This window comes from Arthrobacter sp. 2MCAF14, assembly GCF_052115645.1.
Lineage (GTDB): Bacteria > Actinomycetota > Actinomycetes > Actinomycetales > Micrococcaceae > Arthrobacter.
Window position 1 is genome coordinate 1 of the sequence record NZ_JBFRHB010000045.1, and the last position, 18795, is coordinate 18795.

General features: G+C 63.0%; 19 protein-coding genes and 1 riboswitch. Of the genes, 8 read left to right on the forward strand and 11 right to left on the reverse strand.

Going from position 1 to position 18795, the window contains the following annotated elements:
• Positions 1-287 precede the first annotated feature (287 nt).
• Positions 288-1589, forward strand: coding sequence for a glutamate--cysteine ligase 2 (locus AB4074_RS21595; RefSeq protein ID WP_441415227.1), 1302 nt, complete (start codon positions 288-290; stop codon positions 1587-1589).
• Positions 1590-1598: 9 nt separating this feature from the next.
• Here AB4074_RS21595 and AB4074_RS21600 read toward each other — a convergent pair whose 3' ends face one another.
• The 4 genes from AB4074_RS21600 to AB4074_RS21615 all read right to left on the reverse strand — a co-directional run bounded on the left by AB4074_RS21600 (position 1599) and on the right by AB4074_RS21615 (position 4025).
• The gene (locus AB4074_RS21600; protein ID WP_441415228.1) at positions 1599-2807 is read right to left on the reverse strand and encodes an O-succinylhomoserine sulfhydrylase; all 1209 of its coding nucleotides are present in this window, start codon (positions 2805-2807) and stop codon (positions 1599-1601) included.
• Positions 2808-3218 carry a rhodanese-like domain-containing protein gene (locus tag AB4074_RS21605; RefSeq protein ID WP_441415229.1) on the reverse strand — a complete coding sequence of 137 codons (411 nt, stop codon included), beginning with the start codon at positions 3216-3218 and terminating at the stop codon, positions 2808-2810.
• A complete protein-coding gene (locus AB4074_RS21610; RefSeq protein WP_236813293.1) occupies positions 3215-3472 on the reverse strand; it encodes a DUF1737 domain-containing protein in 258 nt (85 codons plus the stop codon). Before AB4074_RS21610 ends, AB4074_RS21605 begins: the two co-directional genes overlap by 4 nt.
• Positions 3473-3482: 10 nt before the next feature.
• Positions 3483-3595, reverse strand: a riboswitch (SAM riboswitch).
• A 70-nt stretch (positions 3596-3665) separates the two neighbouring features.
• A complete protein-coding gene (locus tag AB4074_RS21615) occupies positions 3666-4025 on the reverse strand; it encodes a hypothetical protein (protein WP_441415230.1) in 360 nt (119 codons plus the stop codon).
• A 55-nt stretch (positions 4026-4080) separates the two neighbouring features.
• On the opposite strand from AB4074_RS21615, the gene AB4074_RS21620 reads away from it, so the two are divergent.
• Both AB4074_RS21620 and AB4074_RS21625 read left to right on the forward strand, forming a co-directional pair.
• Positions 4081-4512 (forward strand): Lrp/AsnC family transcriptional regulator, encoded by a 432-nt coding sequence (locus AB4074_RS21620; RefSeq protein WP_441415231.1) that lies wholly within the window; start codon positions 4081-4083, stop codon positions 4510-4512.
• Between the two features lie 162 nt (positions 4513-4674).
• Positions 4675-5706, forward strand: coding sequence for an ornithine cyclodeaminase (locus AB4074_RS21625; RefSeq protein WP_441415232.1), 1032 nt, complete (start codon positions 4675-4677; stop codon positions 5704-5706).
• Between the two features lie 593 nt (positions 5707-6299).
• Here the strand turns inward: AB4074_RS21625 and AB4074_RS21630 are convergent.
• Together AB4074_RS21630 and AB4074_RS21635 are read right to left on the reverse strand one after the other, a co-directional pair.
• Positions 6300-6869 carry a hypothetical protein gene (locus tag AB4074_RS21630; RefSeq protein WP_441415233.1) on the reverse strand — a complete coding sequence of 190 codons (570 nt, stop codon included), beginning with the start codon at positions 6867-6869 and terminating at the stop codon, positions 6300-6302.
• Between the two features lie 109 nt (positions 6870-6978).
• On the reverse strand, positions 6979-8175 hold the full coding sequence (locus tag AB4074_RS21635) for an SLC13 family permease (RefSeq protein WP_441415234.1): 1197 nt from the start codon (positions 8173-8175) through the stop codon (positions 6979-6981).
• A 121-nt stretch (positions 8176-8296) separates the two neighbouring features.
• Between AB4074_RS21635 and AB4074_RS21640 the strand changes: the two genes are divergently transcribed.
• Together AB4074_RS21640 and AB4074_RS21645 are read left to right on the forward strand one after the other, a co-directional pair.
• Entirely contained in the window at positions 8297-8782 is a 486-nt protein-coding gene (locus AB4074_RS21640; protein ID WP_441415235.1) for a DinB family protein, read from the forward strand.
• Positions 8783-9235: 453 nt separating this feature from the next.
• Positions 9236-11332, forward strand: a complete 2097-nt coding sequence (locus tag AB4074_RS21645) for a polysaccharide deacetylase family protein (protein ID WP_441415236.1) — start codon at positions 9236-9238, stop codon at positions 11330-11332.
• A gap of 153 nt (positions 11333-11485) precedes the next feature.
• On the opposite strand, the gene AB4074_RS21650 is transcribed toward AB4074_RS21645, so the two are convergent.
• On the reverse strand, positions 11486-12427 hold the full coding sequence (locus AB4074_RS21650) for an aminodeoxychorismate lyase (protein WP_441415237.1): 942 nt from the start codon (positions 12425-12427) through the stop codon (positions 11486-11488).
• 120 nt (positions 12428-12547) lie between these two features.
• On the opposite strand from AB4074_RS21650, the gene cls reads away from it, so the two are divergent.
• Positions 12548-14020, forward strand: a complete 1473-nt coding sequence (gene cls, locus AB4074_RS21655; protein ID WP_441415238.1) for a cardiolipin synthase — start codon at positions 12548-12550, stop codon at positions 14018-14020.
• A 4-nt stretch (positions 14021-14024) separates the two neighbouring features.
• Here cls and AB4074_RS21660 read toward each other — a convergent pair whose 3' ends face one another.
• A complete protein-coding gene (locus AB4074_RS21660) occupies positions 14025-14474 on the reverse strand; it encodes a MarR family winged helix-turn-helix transcriptional regulator (protein WP_441415239.1) in 450 nt (149 codons plus the stop codon).
• A gap of 112 nt (positions 14475-14586) precedes the next feature.
• On the opposite strand from AB4074_RS21660, the gene AB4074_RS21665 reads away from it, so the two are divergent.
• Positions 14587-15684, forward strand: a complete 1098-nt coding sequence (locus AB4074_RS21665) for an FAD-dependent oxidoreductase (RefSeq protein ID WP_441415240.1) — start codon at positions 14587-14589, stop codon at positions 15682-15684.
• Positions 15685-15705: 21 nt separating this feature from the next.
• Here AB4074_RS21665 and AB4074_RS21670 read toward each other — a convergent pair whose 3' ends face one another.
• The 3 genes from AB4074_RS21670 to AB4074_RS21680 all read right to left on the reverse strand — a co-directional run bounded on the left by AB4074_RS21670 (position 15706) and on the right by AB4074_RS21680 (position 17076).
• On the reverse strand, positions 15706-16038 hold the full coding sequence (locus tag AB4074_RS21670; protein WP_441415241.1) for a hypothetical protein: 333 nt from the start codon (positions 16036-16038) through the stop codon (positions 15706-15708).
• A gap of 10 nt (positions 16039-16048) precedes the next feature.
• A complete protein-coding gene (locus tag AB4074_RS21675; RefSeq protein ID WP_441415242.1) occupies positions 16049-16426 on the reverse strand; it encodes a hypothetical protein in 378 nt (125 codons plus the stop codon).
• A 185-nt stretch (positions 16427-16611) separates the two neighbouring features.
• A complete protein-coding gene (locus AB4074_RS21680) occupies positions 16612-17076 on the reverse strand; it encodes a phage tail protein (RefSeq protein ID WP_441415243.1) in 465 nt (154 codons plus the stop codon).
• A 137-nt stretch (positions 17077-17213) separates the two neighbouring features.
• On the opposite strand from AB4074_RS21680, the gene AB4074_RS21685 reads away from it, so the two are divergent.
• On the forward strand, positions 17214-18794 hold the full coding sequence (locus AB4074_RS21685) for an NCS1 family nucleobase:cation symporter-1 (RefSeq protein ID WP_441415244.1): 1581 nt from the start codon (positions 17214-17216) through the stop codon (positions 18792-18794).
• Position 18795: the final 1 nt, after the last annotated feature.

The window sequence follows — 18795 nt, forward strand, 5'->3', positions numbered from 1 at the left end:
GCAAGCCATTCCTTTCTCGACCCGTGCGGCTGCAAATAGTACTCGTGCATGAACTCACGGATCTCTTCACGCGTAAAACCCTTGTTATCAACGGCCATCGCCGGCTCCTTCAATCAACAGGTAATGAATGACTCACAACCAGCTTGACGATGAGGGTGGCTTCCGCTAATGCCCCGGAATATGCGGACACTCGTTCCGTATGGCCGGAGTGATCCAGCAGAATCCTTCGGGCGTGCCGCAAAACCCCGATCTGTCTCGGCGAGGCTGCCATGGCGCACAATTGATCCGTGCGCACTTTTGGTGTGGAAGAGGAATTGCTGATCGTCGATCCCGTGACCGGCGAGCCGCTCGCCCTTGCCGACGCGCTCCTATCGGGCCCCGCTCACGACAGCCAGGCCCAGGACAGCTCGGCCCACGACGGCCTCGCCCAGGACGGTCCCGACACTGGACCGAGCCACGACAGCCCCGACACCGGTCCGCCCCTTGAGGAGATCGACGGCCCCGATACCGGCCTGAGCCACGAGCTCAAGCTTGAGCAGATCGAAACCCAGACCCGGCCATGCCGCAGCTACGCGGAGCTCCTGCACCAGATCCGAAGGGCCCGGGGCCTCGCGAGCCATGCCGCACGGCGCCACGGCGCAAGGATCGCCGCATTGGCCACGTCGCCCGTGGACGCCGCGTTGCACACCACTCCGGATCCCAGGTACGCCATTATGCTCGAACGATTCGGCATTACCGCTCACGAACAGCTCACGTGCGGATTCCACGTGCACACCTCGATCGAGTCCCCCGAGGAAGGCGTGATGATCCTGGATCGCATCCGGGACAAGCTCGCTGTCTTCACCGCGATCAGCGCCAATTCACCCTATTGGCGGGGTCTGGCTACCGGTTTTGAGAGCTACCGGACGCAGGCGTGGAACCGCTGGCCTTCGTCGGGGCCGTCAGCCATCTTCGGTTCCTTGGCCGCTTACCGACGCGTTGTCAGGAGGCTCATCGAAACGGGAGTATTGCTGGACGAGGGGATGGTCTACTTCGACGCGAGGCTGTCCCGGCACGTTCCCACGGTGGAGGTCCGGGTGGCCGATGTCTGCCTACGGGCCGAGGATGCGGCGCTCATCGCGGTGCTCGTCAGGGCCTTGGTCGAGACTTCTGTTCGTGAATACCATGCCGGAATAGAGCCGGCGGCCGTGCCCACGGCGCTTTTGCGGATGGCGTCCTGGCAGGCAAGCAACTTCGGACTTCGCACCGAACTGCTGGACTTCGGAACGTTCCGCCCGGAGCCCGCCGCGGACGTCGTCTGGTCGTTGGTGGAGTACCTGGAACCTGTCCTCGCCGAACAGGGCGAATTCGACTTGGTCCAAGCCGGCGTGGCGGCCATCCTGGGCCGTGGCAACGGCGCTATCGAACAGCGTGGTGTTGCCGGGCGCTGGAGCGAGACCAACGGGGGCGCGCCCGACGCCGCCGGGCTGGCCGCCGTCGTCGAGCACGCCGTTCAGATCACGATGCGCTCGGAGAGAGACGAGAGCAACACCAAGCCCCAGCCCGTCCTCACCTGGGTGCGCCAAGACTGGCGCGAAGCGCCGGGTTAACCCGCCGGGCTAGACCTGTTTGAGGGCCCTCTCCAGGTCCCTGATGAGGTCGTCCACATCCTCCAGCCCCACCGAAAGCCGCACGACGCCGTCGCTCAGGCCAATGGCCGCGCGGCCTTCCGGACCCATGGCGCGGTGCGTGGTGGTGGCGGGGTGGGTGATGAGGGACTTGGAGTCGCCGAGGTTGTTGGAGATGTCGATCACGGCGAGCCCGTCCAGCAGCGCGAAGGCGGCCTCTTTCGGCGATCGACCCGCAGAGGGCAGCAGTTCAAAGGTGAGCACGGTTCCGCCGGCCTTCATTTGCTTCGCGGCGAGCTCGTATTGCGGGTGCGACAACAGCCGCGGGTACTTGACCCAGCTGATGGCCGGCTGATCCTCAAGCCATTCGGCGATCCGCAACGCAGACGCCGAGGAGTGGTTGACGCGCAGCGCCATCGTCTCCAGGCCCTTGGTCAGGACCCAGGCGTTGAACGCGGAAAGCGACGGCCCGGTGTGCCGCATGAGCTGCTTGACGGGACCGTCGATGAATTCCTTGGTGCCCAGGATTGCTCCGCCCAGGACCCGGCCCTGGCCATCGATGTGCTTGGTGCCCGAGTAGACAATCACGTCCGCGCCGAGATCGCCGCAGCGCTGCAGCAGCGGAGTAGCGAAGACGTTGTCGACGACGACGGTAGCGCCCGCCGCGTGGGCTAGTTCGCTCACCGCTGCAATGTCCACGATTTCCTGCATGGGGTTCGACGGCGACTCGAAGAACACTGCCGTTGTCGGCTCGGACAATGCGGCACGCCACTGGTCCAGGTCCGGGCCGTCCACGAAGACGGTCTCGACGCCCCAGCGGGGCAGGATCTCGTTGAGGATCACGAAGCAGGAACCGAAGAGCGAGCGGGCGGCAACCACGCGGTCGCCGGCGGCCAGCAACGCACCGAGGGCGGTGAAGACAGCGGACATGCCCGACGCCGTCGCGAAGCACGCTTCGGTGCCTTCGAGCAGGCGCAGTCGCTCCTGGAAAGTGGCCACGGAGGGGTTGCCGTAACGGGAGTAGACGAAGCGCTCGTCCTCGCCCGTGAATGCGCGCTCTGCGGCTGCGGCGGACTCATAGACGAAGCCGGAGTTCAGGAAGACGGCCTCGGACGTTTCTTGGAAGTTGGTGCGGTCAAGACCGCCGCGGACTGCCTGGGTGTCAGGGCTCCAGCCGGCGGCGTCAGGATTGAAAGTCACTTAGATGTTCCCCAGGTTCGTCGGAAGTCCACGGTTTTTCCAGCCGTTCACGGTTCGCTCGCCGTAGCGGTCCGGTTCGCCCTCGAAGCCCTCCAGGACGTTGTAGGCGGTGTAGCCGGCCTGTGTTGCTGCGATCGCGGCGGCGATGGAACGCTGTCCGGAGCGGCAGAGGAAGACCAGTTCGGTACCATTTGCCTCCGGAGCCTGCTGCGTCAGCTCTTCGATGAAACGGGTGTTGGGGATGCCGCCGGCCAAGTTCCACTGGATGAACAAGGGATCGTTCTCCGTGGCCTTTGTGTCAGGGATCCCGATGTGTGCCCACTCGCCTTCGGTGCGGACGTCCACCAGGATGGCGCCTTGTTCCAGCTTGGCCCAGGCATCGTGCGGACTGAGGTCGCCTGCGTAGCTCATGCGTGCCCCTCGCCGTCGAACTCTTCATCAAGCTGGTCTACCGCGTTGGCAACTGCTGCATCTGCGCTCGCGATCGCGGCGGGTAGGACGATGGCCTGGGCCACAATCACGTCCGTGCCATTGAAGGTCGCGGCCGGGCTGCCGTGCAACACGTATCCCTCCGCGAGGGCGGTGGAGATCCGCTCGCAGAAATCCTTCGTGTCAGGGCCCGTGATGAGACGGTACGAGAGTTTTTCTTCGGTGGGTTCAGGCATTGGTGCTCCTCAGTCACGCTTGCAGTTCGAAAGTGTCGATACGCCGAGTAGTCACCTGAGGCACCCCGCCGGAGAGAGGGTTGCCGACCAGCAAGTCAGGGCTTCGCGCTGGTGCTCATTACTCAAGAAGAAAATAACATCCACGACGGCGGCCTGCATCACCGGCCGTCGTCATGTTCCGTAACCGGGGGTCTTAGGCGTCGGTTTCTTTCGGCAACGGGTCCAGGCTTGCCTGGATCCGGGGTGGAATGGCGTCGAACCGCGACGCTACTGCCGTAGGGGAGTGATGAAAAGTGGAACCTTGATGCTTCCGGATTTCCAGCAGCTCGTGTACGGATATCCCGGTGGCGGTGGCGAGTGCATGCAGCGAGAGGCTGTTGTGATGAGCCAAGGCAAAAACCACACCCGACAGGGCTTCGAAACCTTCCGTCTCGTAGATTTCCTTCACCAAGTTGGACATGCCGTTTGCATCATCGATTGATCCCGCTGACGCACCAGTCGCCATGGCCGTCAGCGACCATGCAGCAGAGTCGGGGCTGATGTAGATGCTCATGTCGATACCCTACGGACTCAGGCCCGCTTGGGGAATGGGCGATACGTTTATCTTTATGGCAGCACTCACCGACCTTGACCGTCAGCTCCTCTCCGCTCTGAGGGAGGATGGCAGGGCGTCCGTGGCCAGCCTTGCGCGGAGGCTGGGCGTCGCCAGGGCCACTGTGAATAGCCGGCTCGAGCGTCTAGTTTCCTCGGGAACCATCGTTGGTTTCACTGCGAGGGTGCGCGACGAGGTCGATCCACTTGCCATTCGCGCCATTGCGCTCATTGCCCTGGAGGGAAGATCGGCCGACAAAGTCATTCGCCAACTCAGGGGACTTCCGGAGATTTGGGCACTGCACACCACCAACGGCGGGTGGGATCTTGTGGCCGAGCTGCGCACGGAAAGCCTCAGTGACTTTGACCAGGTGTTGGGCCGGATCCGCGGCATCGAGGGGATCGTCAATAGCGAGACGAGCCTGTTGCTCAGTTCCGTCCTCCGGTAGTCGCCCGCACGACGGACGCCTTTATCCAATGAGCATTATGTAGAGATGCGTTCATCATTTTGTGCAGCCTTTCAATGAAAAGTACGTACTTTGGCAATTGTGGATGCATATCGCCGCTCCGTAGCCTCGTAGCAACAGTGCTTATGAGGGAAAGGAGCGCACATGACGCGCTTTGTCGATGTCCGCAATATGGTTCGTTGGACGGCCGGGCGAGGCCCGGAGACCATCATCTCGGAGATGATTCAATACTTGGAAGACGACTTCCGGCGGTGGGAATCTTTTGACAAGACTCCGCGGGTGGCAAGTCACACGCCATTTGGGGTCATCGAGCTGATGCCCACCAGCGACCAGGAAACATACGGCTTCAAGTATGTAAATGGACACCCTTCGAATCCAGCGCGCGGCTTCCAGACCGTGACAGCTTTCGGTGTCCTGTCCGACGTCCATAACGGTTATCCGACGTTCCTCGCGGAAATGACAGTGCTGACAGCGCTGCGGACGGCGGCTACGTCGGGGATGGTCGCGAAGAAACTCGCTCGCCCCGATGCCCGGATCATGGGGATGATCGGAACCGGAACCCAATCGGAGTTTCAGGCCCTGGCTTTCCGGGTGGCCTTGGGCATTAACACTGTCAGGATCTGGGACACGGATCCGGCTGCGATGGAGAAGTTCGTCCGGAACATGGCTCCCCTCGGCTTCGACATCACCATTGCAGACTCGGCGGCCCACGCAGTGGAGGGCGCCGACGTCATCACCACGTGCACGGCGGACAAGGCCAATGCCACCATCCTGACGGCAGACCAGGTTTCGCCCGGTGTCCACATCAACGCGATCGGTGGCGACTGCCCTGGGAAGACCGAACTCGACGCTGCCATCCTGGGCCTCGGCGATGTCTTTGCGGAATACGATCCCCAGACGCGGATTGAAGGCGAGATCCAACAAATGTCCGCCGAATTTCCCGTCACGGAATTCTGGCAGGTCCTGTGCGGGCGCGCGCTGGGCCGCACCGCCACGGACCAGGTCACGATATTCGATTCCGTGGGCTTCGCGATCGAGGACTTTTCCGCCTTGCGGTACCTGCGCGATGCCGTTGAGGGTTCGGAATTTTTCGAGGAGATCGACCTCGTCGCGAACCCCGATGACCCCAAGGACCTTTTCGGTCTGGTGCGGGCACTTTCTCCCATGGGATCCTGAGAAGCCGAACTGACTCGCAGTCGTTGTCGTTTAGGGGCCGCTAAACGACAACAAATGCGAGTTAGTTGGGGAAGTCTGGTGCGCCGGCCCCAGAACCGGCGCACCAGACGTTTAACAAGCTTGACCGGCGCAACTAGTTAACTACTGAGGGCATGGCGGCACAATAGGGTCGCCATGCTAAATTACGCGGCCCGCTACACTCGGATTCATGGTGGGTCATGGGGGAACCAGAACCGCAGCGCTATTACTGGCAGGGAGGATTCCGGCACGGTGGGCGGCGCCGCTAGCGGGGTTGGAAAGAGTGCAAGGGTCGAGGACGCGGGCTCGTATACTCTGACCGCAGCCTGTGTTGGCGCCTCGGATGTCCACCTTGTCATCGCCCAGGATCCACGGATCGGCCTTGCCCCCAGGATCAGACGATCGATTGCGCTACGTCCTACTCGCGAGTTGTTCAGCTGCAGCCTGGGTCGGTCAATGTCCAGATTCTAGTAATGCGGGCTTATTCAGGTGCTTCCGCCACCTCAACAGGCGGGGGCGTCGCTGCGGTGAGGATCACGGCCGGCGGCTGAAATCCCCCGGCACGTGGGCGACGGTTATGGAATGTCTTCCGGTTCCGCCGAGGGCCCGGGTGGCCGATGCGGCGCGGGCGGGCCGGGGTGCGGGGGGTGGGGTACATGTTTGTGCAGGTGCGGCGGATGCGGACCGCCGTGCGGCGGACGCGGAGGATGCCGGGGCGGGGGTGGCGGGCCCGGTTCCGGCTCGGTCTCCCCAGCCGCGGCCTCAGGCACCGTCCGTCCATCGTCGGCACCGGTTTCCTCCGCGGCACCTTCGTCGGGGGCCTCGGTCACGAGCCCGTAATAGCTGTAGAGTTCCTGTTCCTGCGTCTCCGTGATCGCGCCGCGGTCGCTCTCGATGCGCGGGCCGTTCTTCACTTTGTCCTTGGCGAAAGCCACCCTGATCACTGAATTCTCAAGGCTGGCTCCGGAAAGCGGGGCGAAAGACTCGGACATGCCGAACAGGCCGGTCCGCACGGTGACAAAGACAGGATCCCCGGAATCACCGCTGGTGAAAACCTGCTCCACTGAGCCGATTTTCTCCCCGGCGACGTCAACGACAATCCCTCCGTTGAGGACGATGTCATCGATATCCTGCAGGCTGAGCATGAGGCAGATCCTTCTCGTGTCGGGGTTCCGGCGGTACCGGCCGAGCTGAACTATATTCTGTCCTGATTCTTCGCGCCCGGCGACAGGGGCTGGCACGCGCCGAACGCACTCACTGTCCGGTGACTGCCAGCACCGCTACTGCCGCAAACACGGTCAGAGGAGCAACCATCAGTCCGAAGATCGCGTAGCCCTTCCACGTAATCAGGACGTTCATCCGCATCAGCCGGTCGTGCCACAGCAAGGTTGCCAGGGAGGCCCAAGGCGTGATGATCGGTCCCGCATTGACTCCGATCAGCAACGCCGCCATCCGCACTGGAGTCCCCGCCAGCGGTTCTGCGAGCAGGTACGCAGGCAAATTGTTGAGGACATTGGAGCCGGCGGCGCCCGTCGCGGCGAGCCGAACCAGATCCAGGAAGCCCTGGCCTTGTCCGGCCACCTGGCTCAGCAACACAGAAGCTCCCAGATGCCTGGCGGCCTCCATCACCAGAAAGAGGCCGGAAGCGAACAGCAACAAGGACCAAGGAATCAGGGTCACCTTGAGAACCCGCGGGCGCCGGAACGCGAACACCACGCCCAGCACTACAGCCCCGGCCAGGGCAGGGATCCATACCGGGACTCCGGACACCAATGCGGGCAGCAGCAGCGCCAGAACCACAGCGCTGCACCCGAGCAGGACCCGGTCCGTCGCAGGCCTGGATTCAGCGCCGGCTGGCTGATCAGGCCTGATCCGCCCGACCGGGATCCGTGAATAGCGGTTGCGCAGATCCCGCCGGAAGACGATGGCGATGAACAGCAGCGGTACGACGACGGCCGTAAGGGAGGGCGCCCACATCAGGCCCGCAAACCCGCCAGGAGTAATACCGCCAAGACTGTGCTGCGCCAGAAGGTTCGTCAGGTTGGAAATGGGCAGCAGCAGGCTTGCCGTGTTGGCCAGCCAGACCGTCGTCAGTGCGAAAGGCAGGGCCGGCAGCCCGGCTTGCCGCGTAACGCTGACCACCACCGGGGTCAGCAGCACAGCCGTTGTGTCCAGGGAAAGGAAGACAGTGCTCAGCGTCGCAAAGACCGCGAGGAACAGCCACAAGAGAATGCTGTATCCGCGGCCCCAATAACGGAGCCGGCGGGCAGTCCAAAGGAACACCCCGGCCTCACTGCACAGCTCAGTCACAACCGTCATCGCGACGACGAACAGCAGAATGGGAGCCACTCGATCCACGAGTGCCATGAGATCGGTGAAAGGCAGGGCGCCCGTGGCGATCGCAACGGCACCCGCCAAAAGCAGGACCGCTCCAATGATCGCCAGACGCATGAACGGAGTCTATTCCCCAGCGTGCGATCCTCGGACCAAGGACGGCAATCATCGCCACGCTAAGCTCGGATCACGTCGATACTGACTGAGTCCCTGCCTGACGGAAAACATAGGTGCAACCGTGACGCTTGCCGAGAACATCTTCAACCAGCCCATTCGGATCCAATTCGAGGCATTTATCGACGAGCACCGGCGGGCGCTCAATGAGTGTTTGAACGGGTTGACGGAAGAACAGTCCCGGCGGTCATTGGTGCCGTCCCGGACCACCTTGCTCGGCCTCGTGAAACACGCGACCTTCGTGGAGAAGGTCTGGTTCGACGAAGCCATATCGTGCCGTTCCCGGGCCGAGATCGGGATCCCTGCGACGCCGGATGAGTCTTTTGTCCTCGATGACGGCGACACGATCGCCACGATCCAGCAAGCACACCGCGAAGCATGCGAAGCATCGCGCCAGGCGACATCTTCCTTGGGGCTCGACGACATGCTCAACGGCAACCGACGCGGTCCGCTCCCGCTGCGCTGGGTGTACCTCCACATGCTCCGCGAGCTTGCGCAACACTGCGGGCACGCAGACATTCTGCGCGAGCAGATCCTCAGCCAGGGATAAAGACGAGGTGCTCGTCGCCGCGTTCAGGAGCTCTCGAGTCCCGGTGAGAGCGACTACTTTCCGGTAGGTAGTAGGGGAGTGTCGATTCTCGATTCCCGTAAGCAGTCCAGTAGCCATTACTCGCGACCCCTTGAGCCTTGGTCCATATGATCCGAATTGGGGCACTGGTTGTCCAAAACACAATTGTTCGGAATCCCGTGGGGATTGCGAAGCGTCAAAGCGTTTCGCGCGGAGACGCATCAGATTTATTTACTGCGGCTGAGACTTCGCTGGACCGGGGATTCGGGGTAATCCGGCGCACCCTAAAGTCGCGCAACAAAGTTATGGGATGCAGACATGAAATTGACGAGTCGCCCGCACCTTATGAGAAGCAAAGCCGATCCAACGAAACAGCTTTCTACTAAAACCAGGTCACCGGCCAGGTGGCTCGCCGCTGGCAGCGTTGTAGCTGTCATGGCCAGCTTCTTGGTGGGCGTTGTTGTCGCCGCTCCTGCGCATGCCGCGGCGAACACGGTGGTGTCACTGACGTTCGATGACGGCAACGCGGACCAGATGACGGCCGAGTCCACCATGAAGAGCCTGGGCTTGAACGGCACCTATTTCATCACGACCGGGTGGATCGACCAGCCCACCTACCTGACCACTGCGAACCTGCAGCAGATAGCTGCTGACGGCAACGAGATCGGCGGCCACACTGTGACCCACCCGGATCTTGTGTCCTTGACCGCCGCCGAGTCGACGCGGCAGATCTGTAACGGGCGCGTGGCGCTGATGAACATGGGCTTCAAGGTCACCAGTTTCGCCTACCCCTTCGCTTCCGAAGACCCGGCCACCGAGGCCTTGGTGAAGGGGTGCGGTTACAACAGTGCTCGCGGCCTGGGTGACACGGCCAGCAAGGACCCTGCCTCGGCGACGCTTCCCGCGGCAGACACCATCCCGCCGGCCAATCCTTACGTCACCGCGGCACCGAGCGAGGTAGACAGCACCTGGACCCTGGCGGATCTTCAGAACCAGGTGACCCACGCCCAAACTACGGGCGGTGGTTGGGTCCAACTGACCTTTCACCACATCGCGGTCGGCACGGACCCGACGCTGACCATCAGCCCGACCCTGTTCAACCAGTTCGCGACCTGGCTGTCACAGCAGAAGGCGGCTGGTACCGTCGCGGTGCAGACCGTGGACCAGGTCATCGGCGGCACCCAGCAGCCCGCGGTCCAGGGCCCTGCGGTACCTCCACCGCCACCGCCGGGGACGAACATGATCCAAAACCCCAGCCTGGAAACCTTGGTCAACACGATTCCGCTGTGCTGGGCCGCCGGCGGCTTCGGCACCAACACCCCCGCCTTCGCTGTTGTCTCCCCCGGCCACACCGGTACGAACGCCGAGCAGCTGACCGTGACCGGGTTCGTCCCCCCCGGGGACGCGAAGCTCCTGCCGGCCCTGGACCTGGGCGGTTGCTCACCGACAGGAACGCCCGGACATATCTATCAGCTGAAGGCCTGGTATAAATCCACCGCGCCGACCCAATTCGAAGCGTATTACCGTGTCGGTAACGGGTTCTGGAAGTACTGGACGGCAAGCCCCTTGGTCCCCGCCGCGGCGAACTGGACCCAAATAACCTGGACCACCCCGCCACTGCCGGCCGGCGCGTCAGGTATCAGCTGGGGACTGAACATCCAAGCCAACGGCACCATCACCACTGACGACTACGAGATGTACGACGTCGGCAGCCAACCGGCTGGAGCTGCGACCGCAATTGCGGCTGCGGCTGCTGGGCCTCCGAGTATCGGCACCGCCACCGGAGCAATGGTTTGCGGCCTGGCCGCAGGCGGCTGCTACCAGTACTTCCAGAGCGGCGTGGTGCACTGGTCAAGCGCAACCGGGGCGCACGTCACCAAGGGCGCGATAGATGCAGCCTGGGCCGCAACGAATTGGGAGAACGGTGTTCTGGGCTATCCGACCAGCAATGAGATCGGCGGGCTTAAGAACGGGGGCGTCTACCAGACGTTCCAGGGTGGCGTGATCCATTGGTCCCCTGCGACGGGTGCCCATTTCACCAGGGGCGCGATTGATGCGGCGTGGGCGGCCCAGAATTGGGAGAACGGGTTCCTCGGCTATCCGACCAGCAATGAGATCGGCGGCCTGAAGAACGGAGGCGCCTACCAGACGTTCCAAGGTGGCGTGATCCACTGGTCTGCTGCAACGGGAGCCCATATCACCAGGGGCGCCATTGATGCGGCGTGGGCGGCCCAGAATTGGGAGAACGGGTTCCTCGGCTATCCGACCAGCAATGAGATCGGCGGGCTGAAGAACGGCGGCGCTTACCAGAACTTCCAAGGTGGAGTCATCTACTGGTCCCCAGCCACCGGAGCCTTCCCTAACGGCGGAGCCATTCGCGTAGCCTACGCATCCCAGGGTTGGGAGAACGGTCGCCTTGGTTACCCGACCACCACCGAGTACGCGGTTTCGGGCGGACGAGCGCAGAACTTCCAAGGAGGACACATCACCTGGTCGGCAACGACAAACGCAACCACCATTACTTACAACTGAGATTGAACGCATGCGGACGCCGGCCCTGCCGGCGTCCGCACCCTTGAACCGGCAGGGGGCGTAGCGGCAGACTGCATCTCTGACGCACGCCCCCTGCCGCTGCCTGCAGCGGAGGGCTAGCCTCCGCTCATCGTTTCTCAGGGGTCGAAAGCCCTACTCGATCCCCGAGAACAGCTCGTTGAGCTCGGCCGTCAGCTGCTTGCGCATTGCCGGGGTACCGATCTCCCTGCCGTCCACATGGTTGACCGGCGCGATGAGCCGGATGCTCGAGATCAGCCACACAGCATCGGCGTCGAACAGGTCTTCGGGAACCAGCGGACCGTAGCCGAGCTCCCATCCCGCGGCCTTCGCTTTCGTGAAAAGGGCGTCCTGGGACGTGCCCGGCAGGATGCCGCTGTCCAGTTGCGGAGTGATGAGGCGCTTGACCGTGCGCACCGAGCCGGCGCCGTCGTCGACCGTTTCAACGTGGGCCAGCAACACCGTGGACGTCGGGCCCTCCAGAACGCGGCCGTCTGTTGAGGTGAAGATGGCGTCGTCCGCGCCTTGCTTGTGCGCGTAGCGCAGCGCGGCCATGTTCACGGCGTAGGAGAGCGTCTTGGCGCCGAGCAGCAGCCAGGGGGCGCGGTCGCCCGCTTCCGTGTCGAAGCCGCGGTCAAGAAGTACGACGTCGATGCCCGTCTCGCGCTGCCGGCGACTGCCCGCGGGGGACGGCGAGGCCTGGATCCAGCATGTGGGAGTCGAGGCGCCTTCGACTCCGCGCGTCACCAACAGCTTGACGACTACCTCGTCTTCGGCAGGGCTTGGCGCGGGGAAGGCGTCGCGGAATTCGGTGATCGCGGTGTCGATCGCGCGGCGCCAGACGTCCTGTTCGGGAATGTTGAGGTCCAGTGCGCGGGCTGAGCTCTCAAGCCTGTTCAGGTGCGCTTGCACCTTGCGCGCACGGCCCTCGACGGCGAGCAGCGACTCGAAGACGCCGTCACCCCGGGTGGCGCCCAGGTCGGTTGCCATGAGCTGCGGCTGGTTGGAATCGGCGACGCGGCCGTTTTCGAACGCTGGATCCAGGAAAACGAGGATCGTCGAGGCAGGTAAAGTCATGCTTCCAGCTTAGTGCTGCCCCCGGAGGGATGGTCAGGACGAGAAGTCGGGAGCGGTGCGCCAGATAGGCTGGGCTGACTGTTGGTTCTTTGATTAGCTATTCGATCATGGGGGTGTGGGGTGCTGTTTCCTTTTCAGTTCGGAACAGAGTGGACTTGGCTCCTCGGCGCGTGGGCCATCGTTGAGACCGGCTTGCGCGTCGTGCTACTTGGCGTCATCCCCGGAAACCGCCGTCCCACCACGGCCATGGCGTGGCTCCTGGCCGTCTTCCTCGTCCCGTCCGTCGGTTTCGTCCTGTTCCTGTTGTTCGGTAATTTCCGCTTGTCCCGCCGTCGTCGGGAGCAGCAGGAGCAAGTCAACGATCGGGTGCGTGCAGGCACTTCGGCGCTCGCCGACGTCGTAAGCACATACTCGGGACCCGAATGGGTGACGTCGGCCGGTGAACTGAACCGGCGCCTGGGTTCCTTGCCGATGGTGGACGGTAACTCCGTGGAGCTCTTCCCCGGCTACGAGGAGTCGATCAAGGCCATGACGGAAGCGGTCCGGGGGGCCAAGAAGTTCGTCAATGCGGAGTTCTACATCATGAGCAGCGACTCAGTCACGGACGAACTCCTCACCGAGTTGGAAAACGCGGCAGCGCGCGGCGTCAGCGTCCGCCTTCTGTTCGATCACATCGGCACGCTGCGGATCCCCGGCTACCGAAAACTGGTCCGTAGGCTCAAGCGCGGCCAGATCCAGTGGCGCCGCATGCTGCCATTGCTGCCTATCCACGGCCAATGGCGCCGTCCGGACTTGCGGAACCACCGGAAAATCCTGGTGATCGACGGCGAAATCGCCTTCACGGGCTCCCAGAACCTGATCGAGCCCTCCTACAACAACCCCAAGCACCGGCGCGCCGGGCGTAAATGGGTGGAACTCATGGCGCGGATGGAGGGGCCGATCGTCGCTACCCTCAACGTCGTCTTCGCCACCGACTGGCTCAGTGAAACCGATGAATCCCTCGAAAACCAACTGCAGGTCGCGGTCCAGGCAACGCCCGGCCGAATGACAGCCCAGGTGGTTCCCAGCGGCCCGGGGTTCGTCACGGAAAACAACCTGCGCCTCTTCAATACGCTGATCTACTCGGCCCAGCACCGCATCTCAATTTGCAGCCCGTACTTCGTCCCCGACGATTCGCTGCTGTACGCCATTACGACGGCGGCCCAGCGTGGTGTTGACGTGGAACTTTTCGTCTCCGAGAAGGGCGACCAGTTCCTGGTCCACCACGCGCAGCGCTCCTACTACGAGGCGCTGCTGGAAGCCGGGGTGCGGATCTACCTGTACCGCGCGCCGTACGTGCTGCACGCCAAGCATTTCACCATCGACGAGGAAGTGGCCGTCCTCGGCTCCAGCAATATGGACATGCGCTCCTTCTCGCTCAACATGGAGGTGTCCGTGATGCTCCTGGGCGCCGAAGCCGTGGACAGCATGCGCTCCGTTGAATCGAGCTACCGGGAAATGTGCCGCGAGCTGACCCTGCAGGGCTGGTTGCACCGGCCGATGCTTGCCAAATATGTGGACAACGTGGCGCGGCTGACGGCGACCCTGCAGTAGGGACTCAGTCCTCGGCGCAGGCCTCGTCCGCGGGTTCGGTATGGACCCTCGACAGCAACCGATGGAGTTGCTGGAGCTCATCGGCCGAGAACCCCGCAAAGGCCTCCTGCTCGACGTCGGCCACCGCAACTTCAATGGACGCCACCGCGTGTTTGCCTGCCGCGGTGATTTCAACGATATGACGACGACGGTCCGCGGGATCGCGGCGTCGTTCCGCCAGCCCTTCGCGTTCAAGATCGTTCAGGACCGCCACCAGTCCGCTCGCGTCGATGGAGAGAACATCGATCAGGCCCTGTTGACTGAGCGGCCCGGACTCCTCAAGCTGGCACAGCAACACGGCATGCCTTGGGCTGAGCCCGGAGGAGTCGAGCGCTTGGCGGAGGCGGGTATTCATGATGCGCCCGTGGCGCGCCAAGAGAAACCCCAGTTGCTTTCCCGCTGCCGAAGAACTCATCAGCAAAATCTTATCACTGAGGAAATTATTGATCATTCACAATCGTTGTCCTTCATAAACGATCTGAGCGGCACGAGCCGAGCAGCGTGAGCTTTCTACCTAAGGAGTTGCCATGAATGATCAGGCTCCGCACCCCACTGTGGTGGTTATCGGTGGAGGCTACGGCGGGATCTCCGTAGCCAAGGCCCTGGACGAACACGCGACGGTTACCTTGGTGGAGCCCAAGGACGCTTTCGTACACAACATTGCTGCCCTCCGATCGGTGGTCCAAACCGATTTCCTGCCGCGGATGTTCCTTCCCTATGACCGCCTGCTGGTGCGCGGCACGGTACTCCGGGACCGCGCAGTCCGGGTGGACGGGCACACGGTCGAGTTGGCCTCGGGTGCCAGCCTGGCACCGGACTACATTGTGCTGGCAAGTGGTTCCAGTTACCCCTTCCCGGCCAAGAGCGATCGAATGGTCACCACTGACGCCATCGCCCGCTACCAAGCAGCACATAACGACCTTAAACGCGCCGACCGGGTGATGCTGCTGGGCGCCGGGGCTGTAGGCCTTGAATTCGCGGGCGAGATCGCGGCGGCATGGCCGGAGAAGGACATCGTGATGGTGGATCTGGCGCCGGACATCCTGCCAGGGCCGTACGATCCACGGCTGCGGATTGAGGTCAACCGGCAGCTGGATGAACTCGGCGTACGGCGGATCCTGGGGAATCCGTTGGTCCAGTTGCCGTCGGTTCCTGCGGGTGAATTCGCCACCTTTACGGTCAGCACCACGGACGGTACTGACATCCAGGCGGACATCTGGTTCCGCTGCTACGGAATAACACCGCAGACGGACTATGTGGCGGGAGACCTCCTGGCGGCACGGACCGCCGAGGGCTACCTGGACGTCACCCCCGAACTCCGCGTCGCGGGCTTCGAGAACGTCTACGCCTTGGGCGACATTTCGGCGATCGACGTGAACAAAGCGGGCGTCGCGGGACGCGAGGCCGCGGTGGTTGCCAAGAACATCCAAGCCCAGATTGACGGCTCGGCAGAGATGTCCGCTTATGCCCCGTCGAAGCCGGTCATCATCCTTCCGTTGGGGCCGACCGGCGGTTCGGGCCAACTGCCCGACGGCGAGATCGCCAGCCCGGAGCTGATCTCCCAGATCAAGGGTCAACACATGATGATCGACCGCTATGTGGAAATGTTGAATCTCGGCGCATGAGTTGACTGCTTACGCCGACTGCTAGCCGAGGACGGCGTTGACGAGTTTGACCAGGTCCGCCGCGGAGTCGGCAGTGACAGCGGTGCCCGTCTTAATCGCGGTGGCCCCGAGATTGCCTTTCACTCCGGTCACGGTCAGTGTGGTCACCTTCTGGCCGGAGGGCAGGACCTGGGTGCTCAACGCTCCCGTCGACTGATCCCCGCTGGTCTTTTGCGGCAACGGCTGGGTCTGGGTCGTGACCTTCTGCCCCCCTACCTCGATCGTGAAGGTCGAACACTGAGCCAGCGCATCAGTGGCCTTCTTCGTCTGACCGGCCAGCACGCTGGGATCCTTCACCGCCAGGGCAGTGATCACGGTGACGGACTTATCCGCGGCCGAAATGCTCTGCCCAGCGGCATACGTCGCCCCCCTCCGGGACCTGCGCGCTGTTGTTCGCCAAGGCTGCGCATGCCGGGGGAGTGATGACGGCGGACGCGAGCAACTGCTTCGCCGCGATCATGCCCTGGTCGATCTGCGAAGCGGGCACGACGGTCAACGGCTTGCCCTGCTCGTCTTTCAACTGAGCGACGATCGAAGCGAGTTCCTCGTTTGTGTACGTCTTCGGCGTAGGAGTTGGTGTTGGCGTAGGAGTTGGTGTCGAGGAGGAAGCGGCGGCGCTCCCCGGATTCGCGGGACCCCCGCAGCCGGTCAGCGCCAGTACGGCAGCAAAGAGAATCCCGAGCGGTGCGAGCACTTTTTTCATTTATCAACCCCAATTTTTGTGACGGCACGACATTCCCGGTGGTAACCGGCACGGCCTTGCCTCAACCGCCCGGCCGGTCTTTCCCCGCACCGATCCCGGGCAGTAATGAACAGGATGGTTGCCACGGTACATAATCAGTAGGCTTCCTAAGTAGAGTGTTGTCTACTTGGATGCCGTGAACAGGGTCAGTACTTGCCTTTGATCACGAAGAAAGAGCCGCGAATAACGCCTGCCAGCTTCGACTTCTGGCGAGCGAATTTGAAGCGTGACGCCAGTTCTTCCGGGATCTCCATGCCGTCGGCGAGTTTGAATCCGACCGCTCGCTTCCCGCCGGCCTCGATGCTGTACATGACGTTGATCGACAGTCCCGACTCGTAGAAGACGTACGCCATCCGCAAACCGTCGACGTCGAAGGAAGTTGCTTCCAGCGGGCGGGAGCTGATGACGATGTCGCGCTCCTCCTTCAGGATGCGGCTCACCCGCTCGACCACCTCCGGAACCTCGCTGGCCGGGCTCACGGTGAAGACGTGGTCGTATTTGTTCCGGTAGTAGCGGCCCTCGTTGGCGCGCAACCCGGCAAGCGCCTCGGCAACCGGAGACGATTCCAGCCCGGCAGTAGAAACTTTCTCGAAGTCAACGATGTACGGCATTCACCCTCCTGGTAAGACGTGGTTGGACCAATGCTAACGCGGCGACGTGCCAGCACTCCCAAGGGGGCTTTCCTTCCAGCCGCAATGGGGCGATTCTGGAATTCCAAGCATGTTTGGAAGCGTTCTTCGGAGGCATCATGGCGCGGAAAAACGAATCCCCGGCTGTGCAGGCACCGCCCGAGCCTGGAGACGAATACCCTGAAAAAGTCCGAATCCTGGCGGAGGGACGATTGGTCAGCGACAGGCTGTGGAACGCGGACCTCGCACCGGCCCGGCAACGCAACTGGAGGGTCCGCAGCCTCTTCGCCCTGTGGATGTGCGACGTCCACAGCATCGCCGGTTACACTTTCGCGGCCGGCCTCTTCATCACCGGCCTGGTGGGCTGGCAAGTCTTCCTGGCCCTGGTCCTCGGCATTACCCTGGTCTATTTCCTCATGAACTTCGCCGGGACGGCGGGGCAGAAAACCGGCGTACCGTATCCGGTCCTGGCGCGGATGTCCTTCGGCCTCTTCGGCGCCAACCTGGCCGCCTTGATCCGGGCACTTATCGCCATTGCCTGGTACGGCATCCAGACCTGGCTCGCCTCGGAAGCCGTGTTGGTGCTGCTGTTTTCCGTGTGGCCCCAGCTGACTTCGCTGGACGGTCCGGACGTGCCACGTATCCTTGGCCTGACGCCTGTCGGCTGGGCGGCTTTCCTGGTCCTCTGGGCGGTCCAGTTGCTGGTCATCCGCCGGGGCATGGAGACGGTGCGGAAGTTCCAGGACTGGGCCGGTCCCGCCATCTGGGTGGCCATGTTCGCGCTCGCGATCTACATCCTGACGCAAGCGGGCAACAAGTTCAGCCTCTCGATCCCCGGCGTCGCGCCTTTGGACGGCCCGGCGGCCCTGACCCAGTTCTTCTCGGCCATCGCCCTCACAGTCACCTACTTCGCTGCGCTGCTCCTGAACTTTTGCGATTTCTCCCGGTTCGCGCCGGACCGCAAGACCATCCTTCGCGGCAACTTCTGGGGCCTGCCCGTGAACTTCATCGCGTTCGCCCTGGTCACAGTGGTAGTCACGGCCGGCGCGGCGTCCTACTTCACCGCAGAGCAGTACGCCGGCCAGGACATGTTCAAGGTGATCACCGATCCCGTGGCGATCGTCCAGGCGATCAAGAATCCGTGGATCACCATCATCGCCGCCATCACGTTTGTGGTGGCCACGATCGGCATCAACGTGGTGGCCAACTTCGTTTCGGCCTCCTACGACCTGGCCAACGTGGCCCCGCACCGGATCGACTTCCGCCGGGGCGGTCTCATCAGTGCAGTACTCGCAATCGTGATCCTGCCGTGGAACCTCTTCAGCAGTCCCGTAGTGATCGTGTACTTCCTGGGTGGCCTGGGCGCGTTGCTTGGTCCGCTGTTCGGGGTCATCTTCACGGACTTCTTCCGCATCAGGCACCAACGATGCAAGGTCTCGGACCTGTACCACGAGGACGAGAAAGGCCTCTATTTCTACACCAAGGGCTGGAACCTCAAGGCCGTCGCCGCATTGGTGCCGGCTGCCGTCGTCGCAGGTGTTTTGGCCCTGGTGCCGGCACTGCAGACTTTCCTCCCGGGAGGCTCGGGGCTGGGCCCGTATTCCTGGTTCGTGGGGGCAATCCTGGCCAGCCTGATCTACTACACGATCACCCGCAACGATCCCCGGACAGTCCGCGCCCGCACGGAGGAGCACGACTGAC

Coding starts and splice junctions, on each gene's coding strand:
- AB4074_RS21645 (WP_441415236.1), top strand. CDS start 9,236: ATGGCCAGCTTCTTGGTGGGCGTTGTTGTCGCCGCTCCTGCGCATGCC.
- AB4074_RS21675 (WP_441415242.1), bottom strand. CDS start 16,426: ATGAAAAAAGTGCTCGCACCGCTCGGGATTCTCTTTGCTGCCGTACTG.
- AB4074_RS21665 (WP_441415240.1), top strand. CDS start 14,587: ATGAATGATCAGGCTCCGCACCCCACTGTGGTGGTTATCGGTGGAGGC.
- AB4074_RS21630 (WP_441415233.1), bottom strand. CDS start 6,869: ATGCTCAGCCTGCAGGATATCGATGACATCGTCCTCAACGGAGGGATT.
- AB4074_RS21660 (WP_441415239.1), bottom strand. CDS start 14,474: ATGAGTTCTTCGGCAGCGGGAAAGCAACTGGGGTTTCTCTTGGCGCGC.
- AB4074_RS21620 (WP_441415231.1), top strand. CDS start 4,081: ATGGCAGCACTCACCGACCTTGACCGTCAGCTCCTCTCCGCTCTGAGG.
- AB4074_RS21615 (WP_441415230.1), bottom strand. CDS start 4,025: ATGAGCATCTACATCAGCCCCGACTCTGCTGCATGGTCGCTGACGGCC.
- AB4074_RS21635 (WP_441415234.1), bottom strand. CDS start 8,175: ATGCGTCTGGCGATCATTGGAGCGGTCCTGCTTTTGGCGGGTGCCGTT.
- AB4074_RS21680 (WP_441415243.1), bottom strand. CDS start 17,076: ATGCCGTACATCGTTGACTTCGAGAAAGTTTCTACTGCCGGGCTGGAA.
- AB4074_RS21650 (WP_441415237.1), bottom strand. CDS start 12,427: ATGACTTTACCTGCCTCGACGATCCTCGTTTTCCTGGATCCAGCGTTC.
- AB4074_RS21605 (WP_441415229.1), bottom strand. CDS start 3,218: ATGAGCTACGCAGGCGACCTCAGTCCGCACGATGCCTGGGCCAAGCTG.
- AB4074_RS21625 (WP_441415232.1), top strand. CDS start 4,675: ATGACGCGCTTTGTCGATGTCCGCAATATGGTTCGTTGGACGGCCGGG.
- AB4074_RS21685 (WP_441415244.1), top strand. CDS start 17,214: ATGGCGCGGAAAAACGAATCCCCGGCTGTGCAGGCACCGCCCGAGCCT.
- AB4074_RS21610 (WP_236813293.1), bottom strand. CDS start 3,472: ATGCCTGAACCCACCGAAGAAAAACTCTCGTACCGTCTCATCACGGGC.